Origin of the sequence: Arthrobacter sp. 9AX, from assembly GCF_902506095.1 — a bacterium.
In the GTDB taxonomy this organism is placed as follows: Bacteria; Actinomycetota; Actinomycetes; order Actinomycetales; family Micrococcaceae; genus Arthrobacter.
In genome coordinates this window covers 35,636-50,648 of record NZ_LR733293.1, presented here as the reverse complement: position 1 = coordinate 50,648, position 15,013 = coordinate 35,636, and the positions used below count along the sequence as shown (strand labels likewise).

The 15,013-nt window shown below is 66.3% G+C and carries 16 protein-coding genes and 1 pseudogene; 12 read left to right on the top strand and 5 right to left on the bottom strand.

The features are described from left to right. Positions 1 to 44: 44 nt before the first annotated feature. Positions 45 to 545 carry a ribonuclease E activity regulator RraA gene (gene rraA / locus BACI348_RS00265; RefSeq protein ID WP_159823421.1) on the bottom strand — a complete coding sequence of 167 codons (501 nt, stop codon included), beginning with the start codon at positions 543 to 545 and terminating at the stop codon, positions 45 to 47. Positions 546 to 666: 121 nt separating this feature from the next. Here rraA and BACI348_RS00260 point away from each other — a divergent pair. The 6 genes and pseudogenes from BACI348_RS00260 to BACI348_RS00235 all read left to right on the top strand — a co-directional run bounded on the left by BACI348_RS00260 (position 667) and on the right by BACI348_RS00235 (position 6,231). Further along, positions 667 to 1,951 (top strand): annotated as a pseudogene (locus BACI348_RS00260) (MFS transporter). A gap of 138 nt (positions 1,952 to 2,089) precedes the next feature. Continuing rightward, entirely contained in the window at positions 2,090 to 2,698 is a 609-nt protein-coding gene (locus tag BACI348_RS00255; protein WP_159823420.1) for a TetR/AcrR family transcriptional regulator, read from the top strand. Between the two features lie 282 nt (positions 2,699 to 2,980). Further along, positions 2,981 to 4,180: an NAD(P)-dependent malic enzyme gene (locus BACI348_RS00250; RefSeq protein WP_159823419.1), complete on the top strand. Its 1,200-nt coding sequence runs from the start codon at positions 2,981 to 2,983 to the stop codon at positions 4,178 to 4,180. Between the two features lie 98 nt (positions 4,181 to 4,278). After that, entirely contained in the window at positions 4,279 to 4,782 is a 504-nt protein-coding gene (locus tag BACI348_RS00245) for a DUF456 domain-containing protein (RefSeq protein ID WP_159823418.1), read from the top strand. A 41-nt stretch (positions 4,783 to 4,823) separates the two neighbouring features. Then, positions 4,824 to 5,198 (top strand): nuclear transport factor 2 family protein, encoded by a 375-nt coding sequence (locus BACI348_RS00240; protein WP_159823417.1) that lies wholly within the window; start codon positions 4,824 to 4,826, stop codon positions 5,196 to 5,198. A 55-nt stretch (positions 5,199 to 5,253) separates the two neighbouring features. Beyond that, positions 5,254 to 6,231: a hypothetical protein gene (locus BACI348_RS00235; protein ID WP_159823416.1), complete on the top strand. Its 978-nt coding sequence runs from the start codon at positions 5,254 to 5,256 to the stop codon at positions 6,229 to 6,231. Positions 6,232 to 6,240: 9 nt separating this feature from the next. On the opposite strand, the gene BACI348_RS00230 is transcribed toward BACI348_RS00235, so the two are convergent. After that, on the bottom strand, positions 6,241 to 6,930 hold the full coding sequence (locus BACI348_RS00230) for a LysE family translocator (protein WP_159823415.1): 690 nt from the start codon (positions 6,928 to 6,930) through the stop codon (positions 6,241 to 6,243). Positions 6,931 to 6,992: 62 nt separating this feature from the next. Between BACI348_RS00230 and BACI348_RS00225 the strand changes: the two genes are divergently transcribed. Further along, positions 6,993 to 7,448, top strand: coding sequence for an Lrp/AsnC family transcriptional regulator (locus BACI348_RS00225; RefSeq protein ID WP_159823414.1), 456 nt, complete (start codon positions 6,993 to 6,995; stop codon positions 7,446 to 7,448). A 9-nt stretch (positions 7,449 to 7,457) separates the two neighbouring features. Then, the gene (locus tag BACI348_RS00220; RefSeq protein WP_159823413.1) at positions 7,458 to 7,667 is read left to right on the top strand and encodes a hypothetical protein; all 210 of its coding nucleotides are present in this window, start codon (positions 7,458 to 7,460) and stop codon (positions 7,665 to 7,667) included. Between the two features lie 32 nt (positions 7,668 to 7,699). Here the strand turns inward: BACI348_RS00220 and BACI348_RS00215 are convergent, their stop codons facing one another. Further along, on the bottom strand, positions 7,700 to 8,167 hold the full coding sequence (locus BACI348_RS00215) for an Lrp/AsnC family transcriptional regulator (protein ID WP_159823412.1): 468 nt from the start codon (positions 8,165 to 8,167) through the stop codon (positions 7,700 to 7,702). Between the two features lie 336 nt (positions 8,168 to 8,503). On the opposite strand from BACI348_RS00215, the gene gluQRS reads away from it, so the two are divergent. The 3 genes from gluQRS to BACI348_RS00200 all read left to right on the top strand — a co-directional run bounded on the left by gluQRS (position 8,504) and on the right by BACI348_RS00200 (position 10,288). Further along, on the top strand, positions 8,504 to 9,403 hold the full coding sequence (gene gluQRS, locus BACI348_RS00210) for a tRNA glutamyl-Q(34) synthetase GluQRS (protein WP_159823411.1): 900 nt from the start codon (positions 8,504 to 8,506) through the stop codon (positions 9,401 to 9,403). Between the two features lie 64 nt (positions 9,404 to 9,467). After that, a complete protein-coding gene (locus BACI348_RS00205) occupies positions 9,468 to 9,683 on the top strand; it encodes a death domain-containing protein (protein ID WP_104043882.1) in 216 nt (71 codons plus the stop codon). Positions 9,684 to 9,709: 26 nt separating this feature from the next. Then, on the top strand, positions 9,710 to 10,288 hold the full coding sequence (locus tag BACI348_RS00200; protein WP_159823410.1) for a nucleotidyltransferase family protein: 579 nt from the start codon (positions 9,710 to 9,712) through the stop codon (positions 10,286 to 10,288). On the opposite strand, the gene BACI348_RS00195 is transcribed toward BACI348_RS00200, so the two are convergent. Both BACI348_RS00195 and BACI348_RS00190 read right to left on the bottom strand, forming a co-directional pair. After that, entirely contained in the window at positions 10,266 to 11,525 is a 1,260-nt protein-coding gene (locus tag BACI348_RS00195; RefSeq protein ID WP_159823409.1) for a low temperature requirement protein A, read from the bottom strand. The genes BACI348_RS00200 and BACI348_RS00195 overlap by 23 nt on opposite strands. Positions 11,526 to 11,534: 9 nt before the next feature. Continuing rightward, positions 11,535 to 12,851: an ATP-binding protein gene (locus BACI348_RS00190; RefSeq protein WP_159823408.1), complete on the bottom strand. Its 1,317-nt coding sequence runs from the start codon at positions 12,849 to 12,851 to the stop codon at positions 11,535 to 11,537. A gap of 212 nt (positions 12,852 to 13,063) precedes the next feature. Between BACI348_RS00190 and ggt the strand changes: the two genes are divergently transcribed. Then, on the top strand, positions 13,064 to 14,932 hold the full coding sequence (ggt, locus tag BACI348_RS00185) for a gamma-glutamyltransferase (RefSeq protein WP_159823407.1): 1,869 nt from the start codon (positions 13,064 to 13,066) through the stop codon (positions 14,930 to 14,932). Positions 14,933 to 15,013 lie beyond the last annotated feature (81 nt).

Genomic DNA, 15,013 nt, shown 5'->3' with positions numbered 1-15,013 from the left:
CATAAAATCCTCTTGGCCCTGCCGCGCCCTTTCGCCGGAAGCGGTCAGCGCTCCACGAGGATCCCGTCTGGATCGCACCAGACCGTGGCGCCGGGGCGGATGGTGACGCCGTCGATCTCCACGTCCACATCCACTTCGCCGGCGCCGGCTTTGGCACTCTTGCGCGGGTTGCTGCCCAGGGCCTTTACCCCGAGGTCCAGTGTGGCGATCGCCGCCCGATCCCGGATCGCTCCGTTAATAACGACGCCGGCCCAGCCGTTCGCCACGGCGCTTTCGGCAATCATGTCCCCCATCAGGGCCGTGCCCAATGAGCCGCCGCCGTCCACCACGAGGACGTTGCCGTGGCCAGGCGTGGCCAGGGTGGACTTCACCAGGGCGTTGTCCTGGAAGCAGCGGATGGTCCTTACGGTTCCGCTGAAGTGTGAACGTCCGCCCAGGGACTGGAACTGCAGGGACACCGATGCCAGCTCGTCCCCGCGTTCGTCGTAGAGGTCGGCGGTGTTGATGGCGGCACCAGCGGTGCTGGGGGTGGGCGCTGCGCTCATATGGTTCTCCTTGGTGCTCCGGCTGCCGTCTTTGGTTGCCGCGCGCCATCTGCTCCGGGCGCGGCAAGGCCCACGATAGTCTGATTCCGTAGCCAACCAGCCGTACCCGGGGGAAAACGTCATGAGCCTGTCCAATACTCCCGCGCCCCTGGACCGGGGAGCTGTTCCGGACGGTCCGACGGCCGCGCTCGCCGAGCCAACCCGCAATGTCACGCCCCGCTGGGTCGCCGGGCTGGTCCTGGTCAACGTGGGGATCAACGCCGCCTTCTTCGGCCCCATCAACGTCTTCATCGGCCAGCAGGCCATCAGCATTGACGAACCCAGCAAGGAAGCGATCCTTTCCCTTGCCACCGCATGCGGCGCCGCAGTGTCCCTGGTAGCGAACCCGCTGTTCGGAGCCCTCTCGGACCGCACCACGTCCCGCCTGGGCCGCCGCTCGCCCTGGGTGCTGGCGGGCGCGGTCCTGGGTGCGGCCGCGCTCCTGGCGATGTCCGGAGCCACCACCGTGGCCCTGATGGTGGTTTTCTGGTGCCTGGTCCAGCTCGGCGCGAACGCGGCCTACGCAGCCATCACCGCGGCCGTGCCGGACCGGGTGCCGGTGCTCCAGCGCGGCAAGGTGGGAGGGCTCGCCGCCATGGGCCAGACACTGGGTATCCTCACCGGCGCGGTGTTCGGCGCGGTGGTGTCCGGCAACTTCATGGTGGGCTACTGGCTGTGCGCCGCGGCCCTGCTGCTGTCCGTGCTGCCGTATTTGTTCCGCCGCGACGACCCCACGCTGCACAAGGGTGTCCTGCCCCGGTTCCGGCTGGGTTCCTTTCTCACGGGATTCTGGATCAGCCCCCGGCTCTACCCGGACTTCGCCTGGGCCTGGCTCACGCGCTTCCTGGTGAACGTGGGCAACCAGCTGACCATCGTCTACCTGCTCTTTTTCCTCCGCGACATCCTCAAGCACGAGGATCCCGCGGCCGGCGTGCTGGTCCTCACGGGCATCTACGCCGTGATGGTGATGATTACCGCAGTGCTGGCCGCCCTGGAGCGACCGGGTGGGACGCCGGAAGCCGTTCGTGATCGGGTCCTCCGCCATCATCGCCATGTCCGGCATGATTATGGCCTTCTTCCCGGTCTGGCCGGGCGCCTTGGCCGGTGCTGCTGTCCTGGGAATCGGCTTCGGTGCGTACCTGGCCGTGGACTTCGCGCTGCTCACCCAGGTCCTGCCGTTTGCTGCCCACCGCGGCAAGGACATGGGTGTCATCAACGTGGCCAACTCCCTGCCCCAGGTGGTGGCCCCGTTCCTGGCATTCATGGCGGTCACACACTGGGGTGGCTACCGCTCGCTGTTCGTCACGGCGGCTGCCATCGGATTGCTGGGAGCAGTTTTTGTGGTGAAGATCAAGAGCGTGAGGTGACCTGCCGGTACACCGGAGCTAAGGCACCTTGCCAATGGCGCCACACCGCCGTGCCGTATAGTTGAACCGGATCGCAGGCGGTTTCGGGATGGGGACGCTCCTGACTGCTGCCCCGTCAAAACACAACCCGGAATACAGATGCCTGAGACTCTTCCAGATCATCCGCCCATGGCCGCCATGCCCTCCGCCCCGCGTCAGCGGCTGCGCTACGCCCGCATCCTTGAAGCCGCCGGCGGCTTTGCCCGGAAGGGCCTGGACTCCGTGGACCTCACTGAGGTGGCGCTCAAGGCTGACGTTCCCCTGGGCACGCTGTACCGCTACTTTCCCACCCCCACCCACCTCATGCTCGCGCTCTACAAGCACCAGCTCGGTGAGCTGCAGGTTGCCGGCCGTACCGGCGCTGCCAGGTTCCGCGGCCGGGCGCTGGGCGGACTGGTGATGGAGATCTTCCACATGCGGGTAATGCAGCCTGCCGTGGAGCAGTGCCTGAGCCGGGGCGTGTACACCCCGGACCGGGACAGCACGGTCCTCCTGCGTGACATTGATGCGCTGGGGGAGAAGGTGGTGGCGACGGCAAGCGGGGACCCCATTGTGGCCCGGGTGCTCCTGCTGACAGTCACTGGTCTGGTCCAGTCCGTCCGGAACCGCCGGCTGTCCCTCTTTGAGGCCGAGGAAGACCTGAAAAGGGCCTGCACCCGGCTAGCTCCGGCCGCCGAAGGCGGCTACACACTTCATCAAAGCGCGTAACCGGTCTAGACCAATACGCCTTTAAATCGCGCTTATTGCCGTGGTCTGGGTCACAATCCGACCTGAAGAAACGTTTTAGCATCCGCAGCGGACGTCAAATTGCGCCGGGGCGCCCTTTTCGGCTGTCTACCATGATGGAAACGGAGCAGCAGGGAGCATCCCCGAAGCTCCCACGGACCCGCCACCCCTGGGTTATCCGCCGCACCTCTTCCACTGCCTCAGGTCTGTTCGGCCCGAGCCCCACGTGCCGTGTGTCCACGGCGAGCACCAGGAGACAACGACGTGTCCATTGACGCAATTGCAGCTACTGACAACTCCGCAGCCACCGCGCTGAGCGAAGCCGAGATCTTCGATGCCCACCAGGGCGGCAAGCTCTCCATCGCCAGCACCGTTCCGCTGTCCAACAAGCGCGACCTGTCCATCGCCTACACCCCGGGGGTGGCCGAGGTCAGCCGCGCCATCCACGCCAAGCCGGAACTGGCCCGCACGCTCACCTGGGCCGAGCGCCTGGTAGTAGTGGTCAGTGACGGCACCGCCGTCCTCGGACTGGGCAACATCGGCCCCAGCGCCTCACTGCCCGTCATGGAGGGCAAGTCGGCCCTGTTCAAGTCCTTCGGCGACCTCGATTCCATTCCGCTGGTCCTCAACACCACGGATGTGGACGAAATCGTGGAGACCCTCGTCCGGCTGCGCCCCAGCTTCGGTGCGGTGAACCTCGAGGACATCTCCGCCCCCCGCTGCTTTGAGCTGGAGGAAAAGCTCATCGAGGCACTGGACTGCCCGGTGATGCACGATGACCAGCACGGCACAGCGGTGGTTGCCCTGGCCGCCTTGACCAACGCCGCCAAGGTGACTGGCCGCGCGCTGGATGGCCTGCGCGTGGTGGTGTCCGGTGCGGGTGCGGCCGGCATCGCCGTCGCCGAAATCCTGCTGGCCGCCGGCATCACCGACGTTGTCCTGCTGGACTCCCGCGGCATCATCAACGCCGGCCGTCAGGACCTTGCCGCGGACCCCGCCAGCAAGAAGGCCGACATCGCCGGCCGCAGCAACCCGCGCGGCGTTGAAGGCGGCCCGGCCGAGGCCCTCGCCGGAGCTGACGTCTTCATCGGCGTCTCCTCCTCCAAGCTGGACGAGGCGCACCTAGCGCTGATGAACCAGGACGCCATCGTGTTCGCACTGTCCAACCCCGACCCCGAGGTCCTGCCCGAGGTCGCCGTCAAGTACGCCGCCGTGGTGGCCACCGGCCGCAGCGACTTCCCGAACCAGATCAACAACGTACTGGCTTTCCCCGGCATTTTCCGCGGCGCCCTGGATGCCGGTGCCCGCCGCATCACGCCCGCCATGAAGCTCGCGGCTGCCTACGCCATCGCCGACCTCGCAGCCGAAGACCTTTCTGCGGACTACATCGTGCCCAGCCCGCTGGACCCGCGCGTTGCCCCCGCCGTGACCGCAGCCGTGGCCGCCGCGGTGGAGTCAGAGTAGCCGATATCCCCTTAGCGGAATGTCCGACGGCGGTGCCTCCCCTTCATGGGAGGCACCGCCGTCGGGCGTTAAGGGCGCGCAACCATAGACTGGGTGCCATGACCTCCGAAACCGTGGTGACCATCCTGTGCGGCCTGGCGATCCTTGCCGGCGTGGCGGGCACTGTTATCCCGGTGCTGCCGGGCAGCATCCTCATTGGCGCCAGCCTGCTGGCCTGGGCCATCTGGGGCGGCGCCGGCTCCGCAGGCTGGGTGGTGTTCGCGGTGGCAATGGTGTTTGTGGTGGCCGGCATGGCCGCAAGTGCGGTGCTCACCGGCAGGAAGCTCAAGGAGCACGCCATTCCGAGCCGGAGCATCGTGGCTGCACTGGTGGCCGGTGTGGTGGGAATGTTCATTATCCCGGTGGTGGGACTCTTCGTGGGCTTCGCCGCCGGACTGCTGCTCAGCGAACTCCTCCGCACGCGGAACATCGGCAATGCGGCCACCTCCAGCTGGGCCGCGCTCAAAGCAACGGGCCTGGGCATGCTCGCCGAGTTCGGCCTGGCCTGCCTCGCCGCCAGCACGTGGGTGATCGGGGTGTGGATCGCCGCCGCCAGCGGCTGAGCCGCTTGCAGCCCGGGCGGTGCGGGGCGTAGAACGGCAGCATGACGGAGCGAACTTCAGCGCAGGAACGTATTCGGACATGGATGGACATGTACCAGGCGGCGTGGACCAGCAACCGGGCCGAGGACATCCGTGCCCTCTTCACCGAGGACGCATTGTACGAAACCCGGCCCAACGATCCGCATCCGTGGAAGGGGCAGGACGGCATCGTGGACGGCTGGCTCGCTGCCCGGGATGAGCCGGGGGACTGGATGTTCACCTGGGAGCTGGTGGGTACGGACGCGGAGACCGCCTTCGTCCAGGGCGTCACCACCTATTCCGGCGACCGACGCACGTATGACAACCTTTGGGTCATCCGGCTGGACCCCAGCGGCCGGGCCTCGGCCTTCACCGAGTGGTTCATGGAACGCGGCTGACGCCCCGGTCCGCCGGGGCATCCATTCAGTCGGACGTCGCGGTTAGCATGGAAAGATGACCGCCGGGGACCCTGCACCGATCTACTGGGACAGCCGTGACCTCACGCCGTTCGGCGAGCCCCGGTTGCGCACGCCGGTCCATGACCTTGCCGGCGGCGTGGGTGGCTTGCTCACCGGCGTGCTTGGGGGACGCCACCCTGCCCTGCTGACCGTTGACGGGGAGATCCCGCGGCTCAAGCGGATGCTGCCCAAACCCGCCAAGGCAGTGCACGAAGCCGTCTTCACGAGCCGCGAGCCCGAACGGCTGATCACGCTGGCCCGCGCCTATCCCGGCTGGTCCGGACTCTGCTACCTGATGTCCGGGCTGCTGGTCTACAAGCAGGGGGGCTACCTGCGCGCCTCGGAACTGCTGCAGCGCGGGCTCACCACCAGGAACGACGACGAAGCGAACCGCTACTCATCCACCTGCCTCACCAGGATCGTCACCCGCATCGAGCTCGCCGAGCGGGTGGAGATCCCCGTCCTGTTCAGCGAGGAATCAGTATTCCTGGCCCTGGCACATTCGTTCCGCGAGACGGGCCGCACGGAGGCCGCGCTGGACGCCCTGGCCGGGCTGCCGCCGTCGCTTCCCATGGCACTGGCCCGCTGCTCACTGGCGCTGACGCTGGGCCGGAGCCGGACCGTGATCGACTGGACAGAGGGCCTGCTGAACGCTGACGATCTCTCTGCCGCGCTCCTGCTGGTGCGGGCGCGGGCGCTGCGCCGGGAGGGCCGGTTCGAGGCGGCGCACCAGGCGCTCGCCGAGGTCCTGCGCCGGCGCAAGACGCACCTGACCCTGCGCAATGACGCCCTGACGGACCGGGCGCTGCTGGTGCTGGACTCCAGCAGGCGCTCGCTCAACCCCCGTGACTGGGGACGAAGGCGCGAAGACCCGGTGCCGCAGAAGGAGATCGCCGCGCCTGTCCCCATCCGCAAGGACGAGGAGATGCGCCGGATCTGGGAACAGGACTGGAAGAAGCTCAGCGACGAATAGCGGCGCAGGTCAGGAGGGCTGCGCCGCAGCAAGAACCGGAACCAGCTGTTCGCCGAGCAATACCGCGCCCAGCAGCACCATGATCACGCCGCTGGCGAGAGTTACCAGGCGGGCGGCTCCCGGCCGGCTCTGCAGCAGGGTGCGTGAGAGCAGGGCGACGGCGGTGTACACGAGGCCCGCGAGCAGCACAAACGTCATGCCCAGCAGGCCCGACTGCACGGGTACGGGAAGGGACGCATCGGCGCTCACGAACTGGGGCACCAGCGCCACGTAGAACAGCAGGCCCTTGGGGTTGATCCCGCTGGTGCCCATGCCCTGGAGGAACGTGCGGAGCCGGGTGCCGCCGTCGTTGTTGGTTCCGGCCGTGAAGCTGGCCCCGCGCCAGGAACGGAGGGTACTGATGCCGAGCCACAGCAGGTACGCGGCGCCGGCCAGCGTGATCCAGGCCAGGACCCCGGGCATCCCCGTGAGCACGGCCGCCAGGCCGGCCACCAGCAGGACCGTGTGAAGGACGTAGCCGCCGCAGAGCCCGGCCACCGCCGGCACGAAACTCCGCTGCCTCAGCCCGGCCGCAATGGAGTAGGCCCAGTCCACGCCGGGTGTGCACGCCAAGGCGGCGGCCACCAGTACAAAGGCCAAAACAGCTCGGGGTTCATTCTTTCTCCTGCCACCTGGTGCGTCAGGACAAACCTTAGACATTTTCAGCGCAGAAGTGCTGTCCTTTATAGCTGAGTTCAGCCTCCCAACGGTAAGCTTCTTGCGTGATTGACCATATTGACAGAAATATCTTGCGCCACCTCAAGGAGGACGGCCGGATGACCGCCACGGCGCTTGCCGCCAAGGTGGGTTTAACAGTGGCTCCCTGCCACCGCCGGCTCCGCGATCTGGAGCAGTCAGGGGTGATCCGGGGCTACCGGGCAGACATCGATCCCGCGGCGGTGGGACTGGGTTTCGAGGCGATTGTTTTTGTCACCCTGCGCCAGGTGGACCGTGCCACCATGGAGGTTTTTGAAAACCGGGTGGCGGGGAATCCGAACGTGGTGGAGGCGCAGCGGCTCTTCGGGTCACCGGACTACCTGCTGAAGGTCATCGCCGAGGACCTGCCCGCCTACCAGCGCTTCTACGACGCCGAACTCACGTCCCTGCCCGGCGTGGAGCGGCTGACGTCCACCTTGGTGATGAAGAACCTGAAGTCCAACGCCGGTCCGCCGGTCTAGGCGGGGCTTATGCCCGCCGGCTTAGCTGACCGGACGGACGTGGACGATGATCACCTGGGTGTCCTTGCCGCCGTCGTACCGCAGGCCGTAGTTGACGTCGAGCCCGGTGGACCCCGAGGTGATGGAGAAGTCGCTCTTGGAGCCCGGGTCCGCCTGCGTGCGGCGAAATCAGCGGGGAAACGCGAAGCCACGTACTTCCTGACGGCGGAGACAGGTTGATTTTGCCCGAGTCCTTGGTGTTCGGTTGTTGGCTATTCCGCCAGCAGGCCGGTGGTCCGGTAGGGGATCACTTCGCGGAGGAACATGCTGGTAGAGGTCCGGACGATGCCCGGGCACAGCCGGATTTCCTCGGATACCCGGTAAAGATCATCGGGGCTGGTGGCCACCACGCGGATCAACAGGTCGGTATCGCCCGCAGGGGCATGGCATTCCAACACCTCCGGGATTTTCCGCAATGCCGCGATAGCCTCGTTCAGGTGGCTCTGGTCCAGCTCGGCGCTGACAGCGGCGGCCACGCCGCGCCCCAGCGCGGCCGGAAGCACCCTGCTGCTGTTGGGCCGCAGGGCGCCGGACGCCGTCATCCGCTCCAGGCGGCTTTGCACCGTGCCGCGGGCCAGGCCCAGCTTTTGCGCCAGCACCATGATGGGAACGCGGGGGTCAGAGTCCAAGGCATGCAGTATCCGTTTGTCCGTGGCGTCCAGTTCCTGCAATCTGATCATTTCCTGTCGGTGTGAGTCCCGCGGATTGGTCAGACTGACCAAACGAAGTTCTACGGGTTGTCCCAACTGTAGGGTGTCTGCTGAAATTGTGGCAACAAGGGCAAAGCTACCGCTGACTCCCGCAGGCTACAGGCTCCCGGCACACCACCTGGGCTACTGGACACCGCTTCCCGCAAGGAAGCCGCCGCTGATTGACGCTTGTTCACACCTCGGTCATTGAAGCAAACAAGCAAGAGCCCCTGAGCTACCGATGCACGTCGGATTCCCGAAGTCATCGGTAGCTGAGGGGCTCTTGCCGTTGTCCGCGCACGCCTGCCTCCCGCATAGGGTGGATCCATGACCTCCGCCGGCCGCTTTGCCCCCAGCCCTTCCGGGGAACTCCATGTGGGAAATCTTCGGACTGCCGTCCTGGCATGGCTGTTTGCCCGCTCGTCCGAGCGGAACTTCCTGCTCCGCGTGGAAGACCTGGACAGGGCCCGGTCCGGCGCCGAAGCGGAGCAGCTGCGCGACCTGGCGGCCATCGGCGTGACCTGGGATGGCGAGGTGGTCCGCCAAACTGCCCGGGGCCCCCTGTATGCGGCAGTGATTTCCCGGCTCCAGGCCGCCGGCCTCACCTATGAATGCTTCTGCACCCGGCGTGAAATCCAGGAGGCACCCTCTGCGCCGCACGCGCCGCAGGGCACCTATCCGGGGACGTGCCGGAACCTGGACCCCGCGGAGCTGGAGTTCAAGCGCTCCACCCGGCCCGCTGCCGTGCGGCTTCGCGCGGGCGTCAGGGAGTATACGGTCCACGATGTGCTGCACGGGGCCTACACCGGGACGGTGGACGACTTTGTCCTGCGCCGGAATGACGGCGTGACCGCGTACAACCTGGCGGTGGTGGTGGACGACGCCGAGCAGGGAATCGACCAGGTGGTCCGCGGCGACGACCTACTGGCCTCCACTCCGCGGCAGGCCTACCTCGCCTCACTCCTTGATATTCCTGCTCCGGAATATGCGCACGTTCCGCTGGTGTTGAATTCCGACGGCCTGCGGCTGGCCAAGCGGGACGGCGCGGTAACGCTGGGCGACCTCGCGGCAGAGGGCTTTCCTCCGCAGGCGGTCCGCGACCGGCTGTTGGAGTCGCTGGGACTTCCCGCCGGGCCGCTGAGCCAAGTGTTGACTGCCTTCGACCCGGCGGCGCTGCCGCGCAAGCCGTGGGTGTGGCGCGGGATGGCTGCTGCCGGCGCCAGCTGAAACATACGCTCCAGTCGTCAACTTTTGTTGACACACCTTCATTTCGTCAACTAAAGTTGACGGCATGGAGGTGGAGCGGATGAAGACGCTGGTGGGATCAATGGACGGAATGGGGCCCGCGGAGGCGCTGCACGCTGTGGCGGAGTTGCAGAAGGAAGTGAACCGCACCGAATCGTCGCTCGTCCGGAGTGCCCGGCAGGCCGGATTGTCCTGGGAAGCGATTGCACTGTGCCTCGGTGTCAGCAAACAGGCCGTGCACCGGAAATACGGCAAGCAATAGGTGCCGGGCCAGCCTAGGCTTGGGACATGTCTGAAGAGCACTCCGCAGAGCACGCCCCCGCACCCAAATTCACGGTCGAAACCGCCAAGGTCCTGGCCGAGGTGGCCCACAACCGCCAGAAGGACAAGCTGAAGCGGCCTTACCGGGAACACGTCATCGCCGTCGGTGACGCCCTGGCGGACTTCGACGACGACATCAGGATTGCGGGCTACCTGCACGATATCGCCGAGGACACACCAATGACCCGCCAGGCCCTGCTGGACATGGGCGTCTCCGAACGGGCGGTGGAGATCATTGAGCGGGTTACCAACCGGCTTCACAGCAACCCGGACGATTACCAGTCAGGCATGCGCGAGATCGCCGCGCACCACGACGCCGCGTTGGTGAAGATCGCGGACAACGCCCACAACTCACTCCCGGAGCGGGTCCAGGCGCTGGCGGAGAAATGGCCGGACAAGCCGCCGGTCACCAAATACCGCGACGCCCGGCCGGTCCTCTACGCCGCCGTCGAGCCGGAGGAGGTCAGGAAGATCCTGGCCCGGGTGAATCCTTCGCTGCTGAAGGAGCTTGAGGCGGCACCCGCTACGGCTGCAGGGGAGCTGTAGTTTCTGCTTCCAGCTTTTCGAGGGCGTGATGGAGCCGCTCCGCACCGCGGCGCTCGTCGATGACAATGGACGCGCCAAGCGCCAGCACTACCACCAGCAGGCACACCGGGACGGAAACGCCGGCCGCGGCCAGGCCCACTGCAGCGGCCAGCACCAACAGCACGCCGACGGCGACGGTAATAACCGTGCGGTCCGCGCCGACCATCACGCTGTACAGCCACGTCAGCGCGCCCTTGAACAGCGCCACAGGTATGGCGATGATGGCGACGGCGGCCGCCGCGCTGATCTGCGCCTCGTGGTCGATGTAGTAGGCCGCCACGTGCAACCCGGCGCCCGTGGCCGCAATCGCGGCGAAGATGGGAATGTGTCCGTAGCCGAAAAGGAATGACCGGTGCCGGCGCAGGTGCAGCGCACGTCCGGCGGGCAGCATGAAGTAGATCCACCACATGCCGAAGGCGAGGGCGGTGCCGCCGAAGCCCACCAGTGCTGCGTCCACGCTCCAGCCGTGGTGGGCCACTATGGCCCGGAGCGTTTCGATGGCTCCGATGAGGCACTCACCCAGGGCGATGATCGCCAGCAGTCCGTACCGCTCCGCGATGTGGTGGGCGTGCCACGGTGTCCTGGCCTTGCGCTCTGCGGCGTAGGGGGTGGCCATCTCCAGCACGATCAGCGGAATGATCATCATGAACGTAGTGGGAACATCCGCTTCGATGAAGAGCACCGCAATCCACCCCAGCTGCACCACGGCCAGGTACTTCGCGTAGCGAAGACAGGTGTCCCGGCGGGCCGGATCCTGCCGTGCCGCCCGGAGCCATTGGGAAACCAGGGCGAGACGCATGATCACGTAGCCGCCCACGATCACGGCGTTGTCTACGTGCTTTCCCTCCACCAGTGAATCGAACATGGGCTCAATGCCCATGGCGAGGATCAGGACACCCACGATCTGGATCATGGTGACCGTCCGGAAAATCCAGTCATCGGTGTCGTACGCGCTGGCGAACCAGGTGAAGTTGATCCACGCCCAGGTCACAGCGAACATCGCGAAGGCGAACCCCAGCAGGCCGGGGAGGAAGTGTGCTTCCGCGACGTCGTGGGCGAACTGGCTGCCGGCCACTCCAAAGGCGATGACAAAGGTCAGGTCGAAAAAGAGTTCAAGCGGTGTGGCGGCCCGGTGCTTCTCATACGGGTCGCGGCCGCCCATGCGTGCCATCGCATGGCGGAGGGGATTGGTGGACATAAGTAAAAGTTACACGCGGCCCAGGGCGTCGATATCTTCGAGGAAGTCCTGGTGGACTTCGGCGCTGACGGTGGTGCGGGTTTCGGCGATGGCATCGAGGTAGTCCTGGGTGGAGGGCCCCTTGCGTACCGCCTCACGGACGGAAACCGTGCCGCCGGAAGCCAGCCCGCCGTCGTCGTACACTGCTTTTTCCAGCGCCCGCTGGGAGGCGCTGCGGGCGGCGTATTCGATATCCGCGGGGGAGAAGCCTTCGGTGCGGTCCACGAGGAGTTCGACGTCCACGGCATCCACCACGGTGGCCGGGATGAAGCGCTGCCACATGGCTTCGCGGGCCTGGCGGTCAGGCAGGCCGATGGGGATGACATAGTCGAAGCGGCCGTGGCGCAGGAAGGCGGTGTCCAGGGCGCGGATGAAGTTGGTGGCGCAGACCAGCAGGCGGCCGGGCTGCTCGCGGAAGGCCGGGATGATTTTGAGGAGTTCGTTGGTGACGCCCTGCAGGGGTGAGGGCGGGTCGCCGGCGCGTTGGGAGGCGATCTCCTCCACTTCGTCGATGAACACTACGGCGTGTTCGAGTTCGGCGATTTCGAGGAAGGTCTCGCGCAGGGCGCCGGCCAGGCCTTGGGGGTCGGCGGCGAGGCGGGACGGGAAGACTTCGACGAACGGCCACTCGAGGCGGGAGGCGATGGCTTTGGCGAACGTGGTTTTGCCGGTGCCGGGCGGGCCGAAGAGGACCACGGCGCGTGGCGGGACGACCCCGAATTCGTCGGCGAGATCGGCCTCGGCGAGGGGAAGGACGAGGCGGCGTTCCAGGAGTTCCTTCTCCTTGCGCATGCCGGCCACGTTTTCCCAGAGGTCGCGGGCCAGGACGCGGCCGCCGAGCTGGCCGAGGGCGGTGAGTTCCTGGCGTTGGACGGGGATGGTGCGTTCAAAGTAGCGGAGGTTTTTCTTCAGGGCGAAGCCGCGGCCCAGGAAGGCTTCGACGCGGGTTTCGGATTCGGGCATGAGGGCGGAGAGTTTGTTGAGTCCGTGCGGGGCCATGCGGTTTTCGACGGCGGCGAGCAGGGAGGTGCCGATGCCGCGGCCGCGGTATTCGGGCAGGGTGGCAAGGAAAACGATCCAGCCTTGGTCGTGTGCGGCACGGCCGACGGCGGCGCCCACCACCTGGTCGCCCTGCACCGCTACAACGGCATGGTCCTTTTCGCAGGATGCAAGGACCTCGGAAAGGGCGTAGACCGGCTCGACGTTGTGGGACTTCAGGGTCTCCCAGAGGTGCAGGATCCCGTCCAGGTCTGATGAGTGGAAGTCCCTGATCCGCCAGTTGGTCATACCGTCTCCCGGTCTGTTCGTCGTTGAACGCACGTGGTGCGCGCCGCGGTGATGAGCTGCACAGGAAGCATATGCGATCCGTCCCCGCGGGGACGTTGCCGCCCGGTTGCATGACGTTTTGAGGGGGCCGGTTGGGTAGGGAATTCCGTTGAGGGTCCCCCGCCCGAGGAGTAGCGTGACTGGCATCACTCAAAACCCGTTCAGGAGCCATCATGCCAATTCTGGGACGCCGGGCAGCCGCAATAACAGCCGCGCTGGCGATGAGCGTGACCACCGGTGCCATGGCAAATCCGGCCCTTGCCCATCCACGGCAGGCGGACAGCACCGAAAAGACCCCCACCGCCGAGGGCTATGGCGGAGCTGTCAGCACCGTGGATCCGGACGCATCAGCTGCCGCCATCGAAGTCCTTCGCAAGGGCGGCAACGCGGTCGACGCCGCTGTCGCCGCAGCAGCCACCCTTGGAGTCACCGAGCCCTACTCCGCCGGCATCGGCGGCGGCGGCTACTTTGTGTACTACGACGCGGAGTCCGGTGAGGTCAGCACCATCGACGGCCGCGAGACGGCGCCGGCTGCGATGCCTGCTGATGCATTCATCGACTTTTCCACCGGAAAGCCCTACAACTTCACGCCCGAACTGGTGACCAGCGGGGTTTCCGTCGGCGTTCCGGGCACTGCGGCTACCTGGGAACGTGCGCTGAAGCGCTGGGGAAATTTCAGCCTGGAAGAGGCGCTGGAGCCGGCTATCGAGGTGGCCGAGGATGGGTTCGAAGTCGACGCCACGTTCCAGCTTCAGACGGATGAAAACAAGGCGCGGTTCTCTGCCTTCCCGTCCACCAGTGAGCTTTACCTTCCCGGCGGTGAAGCACCCGCGGTCGGGTCCGTGTTGAAGAACCCCGACCTTGCGGAGACGTACCGGCTGCTTGCCGAGGACGGTGTCGATGCCTTCTACAACGGCCCGCTCGCGGAGGAGATCGCGGCCACTGTGCAGGAACCGCCCAAGACAGCCACCACTGCTTTGCCTGTGCCTAAGGGCTTCATGACCACCGAGGACCTGGCGGACTACCGTGTCCTGGACCAGGACCCCACGCACGTGAACTACCGCGGCTACGACGTCTATGGGATCGCGCCCTCCAGCAGCGGCGGAACAACTGTTGGCGAGGCGCTAAATATTCTTGAGCCGTTCGACCTGCCGGACCTGGTGAAAGGCAACGGCATCGCCGGGAACCAAGCGGCCGTCCTGCACCACTACCTCGAAGCCAGCGCTCTCGCCTTCGCCGACCGCGCGAAGTACGTGGGTGATCCCGCCTTCGTTGATGTTCCCACCGGGGAACTCCTGGATCCCGTCTTCGGCAAGGAGCGGGCCTGTGGGATCGACCCACTGAAGGCAGCCCCGAAGCCCGTGGCGGCCGGGGATGTGGAGGATTACGACGGCACGTGCGGGCTTGATCCTGCAGCGGCCGGTGATGACAAGGACACCGAGAACATTAACACCACCAACCTCACCGTCTCCGACAAGTGGGGCAACATTGTGGAGTACACGCTCACCATCGAGCAGACCGGGGGATCGGGGATCGTGGTTCCCGGCCGCGGCTTTATCCTGAACAATGAGCTCACGGACTTCTCCACCGTTTACAGCGAAACCGACCCCAACCGGATCCAGCCCGGCAAACGGCCCCGTTCGTCCATGTCGCCCACCATCGTGCTGAAGGACGGCGATCCGTTCCTGGCTCTTGGTTCACCCGGCGGCTCAACGATCATCACCACCGTGCTGCAGACGCTGGTCAACCGGATCGACCTGGGGATGAGCATTGAGGACGCCCTGGCTGCCCCGCGCGCGTCCCAGCGGAACACCCTCAACGTCACTGCCGAGCAGGCCTTTATCGACTCGCCATCCGGCAAGGTCCTCTCTGCGCAGTACGGTCATACCTTCGCCGCTGCCGGCAAGGCTGGAACCTCCGCCGCGGAAATTGGGGCGGCGACAGCCATCGAGTTCAGCCGGGACGGCCAGTCCGTCACCGCGGTAGCCGAACCCGTAAGGCGCGGAGGAGGGTCCGCGATGGTGGTGAAACCGTCACGGTAATCCGAAACTGAAGGACCCATAACGACGGCGGCACCCCCGGTTCTGCAGTCCAGAACCGGGGGTGCCGCCGTCGTGCGCCTG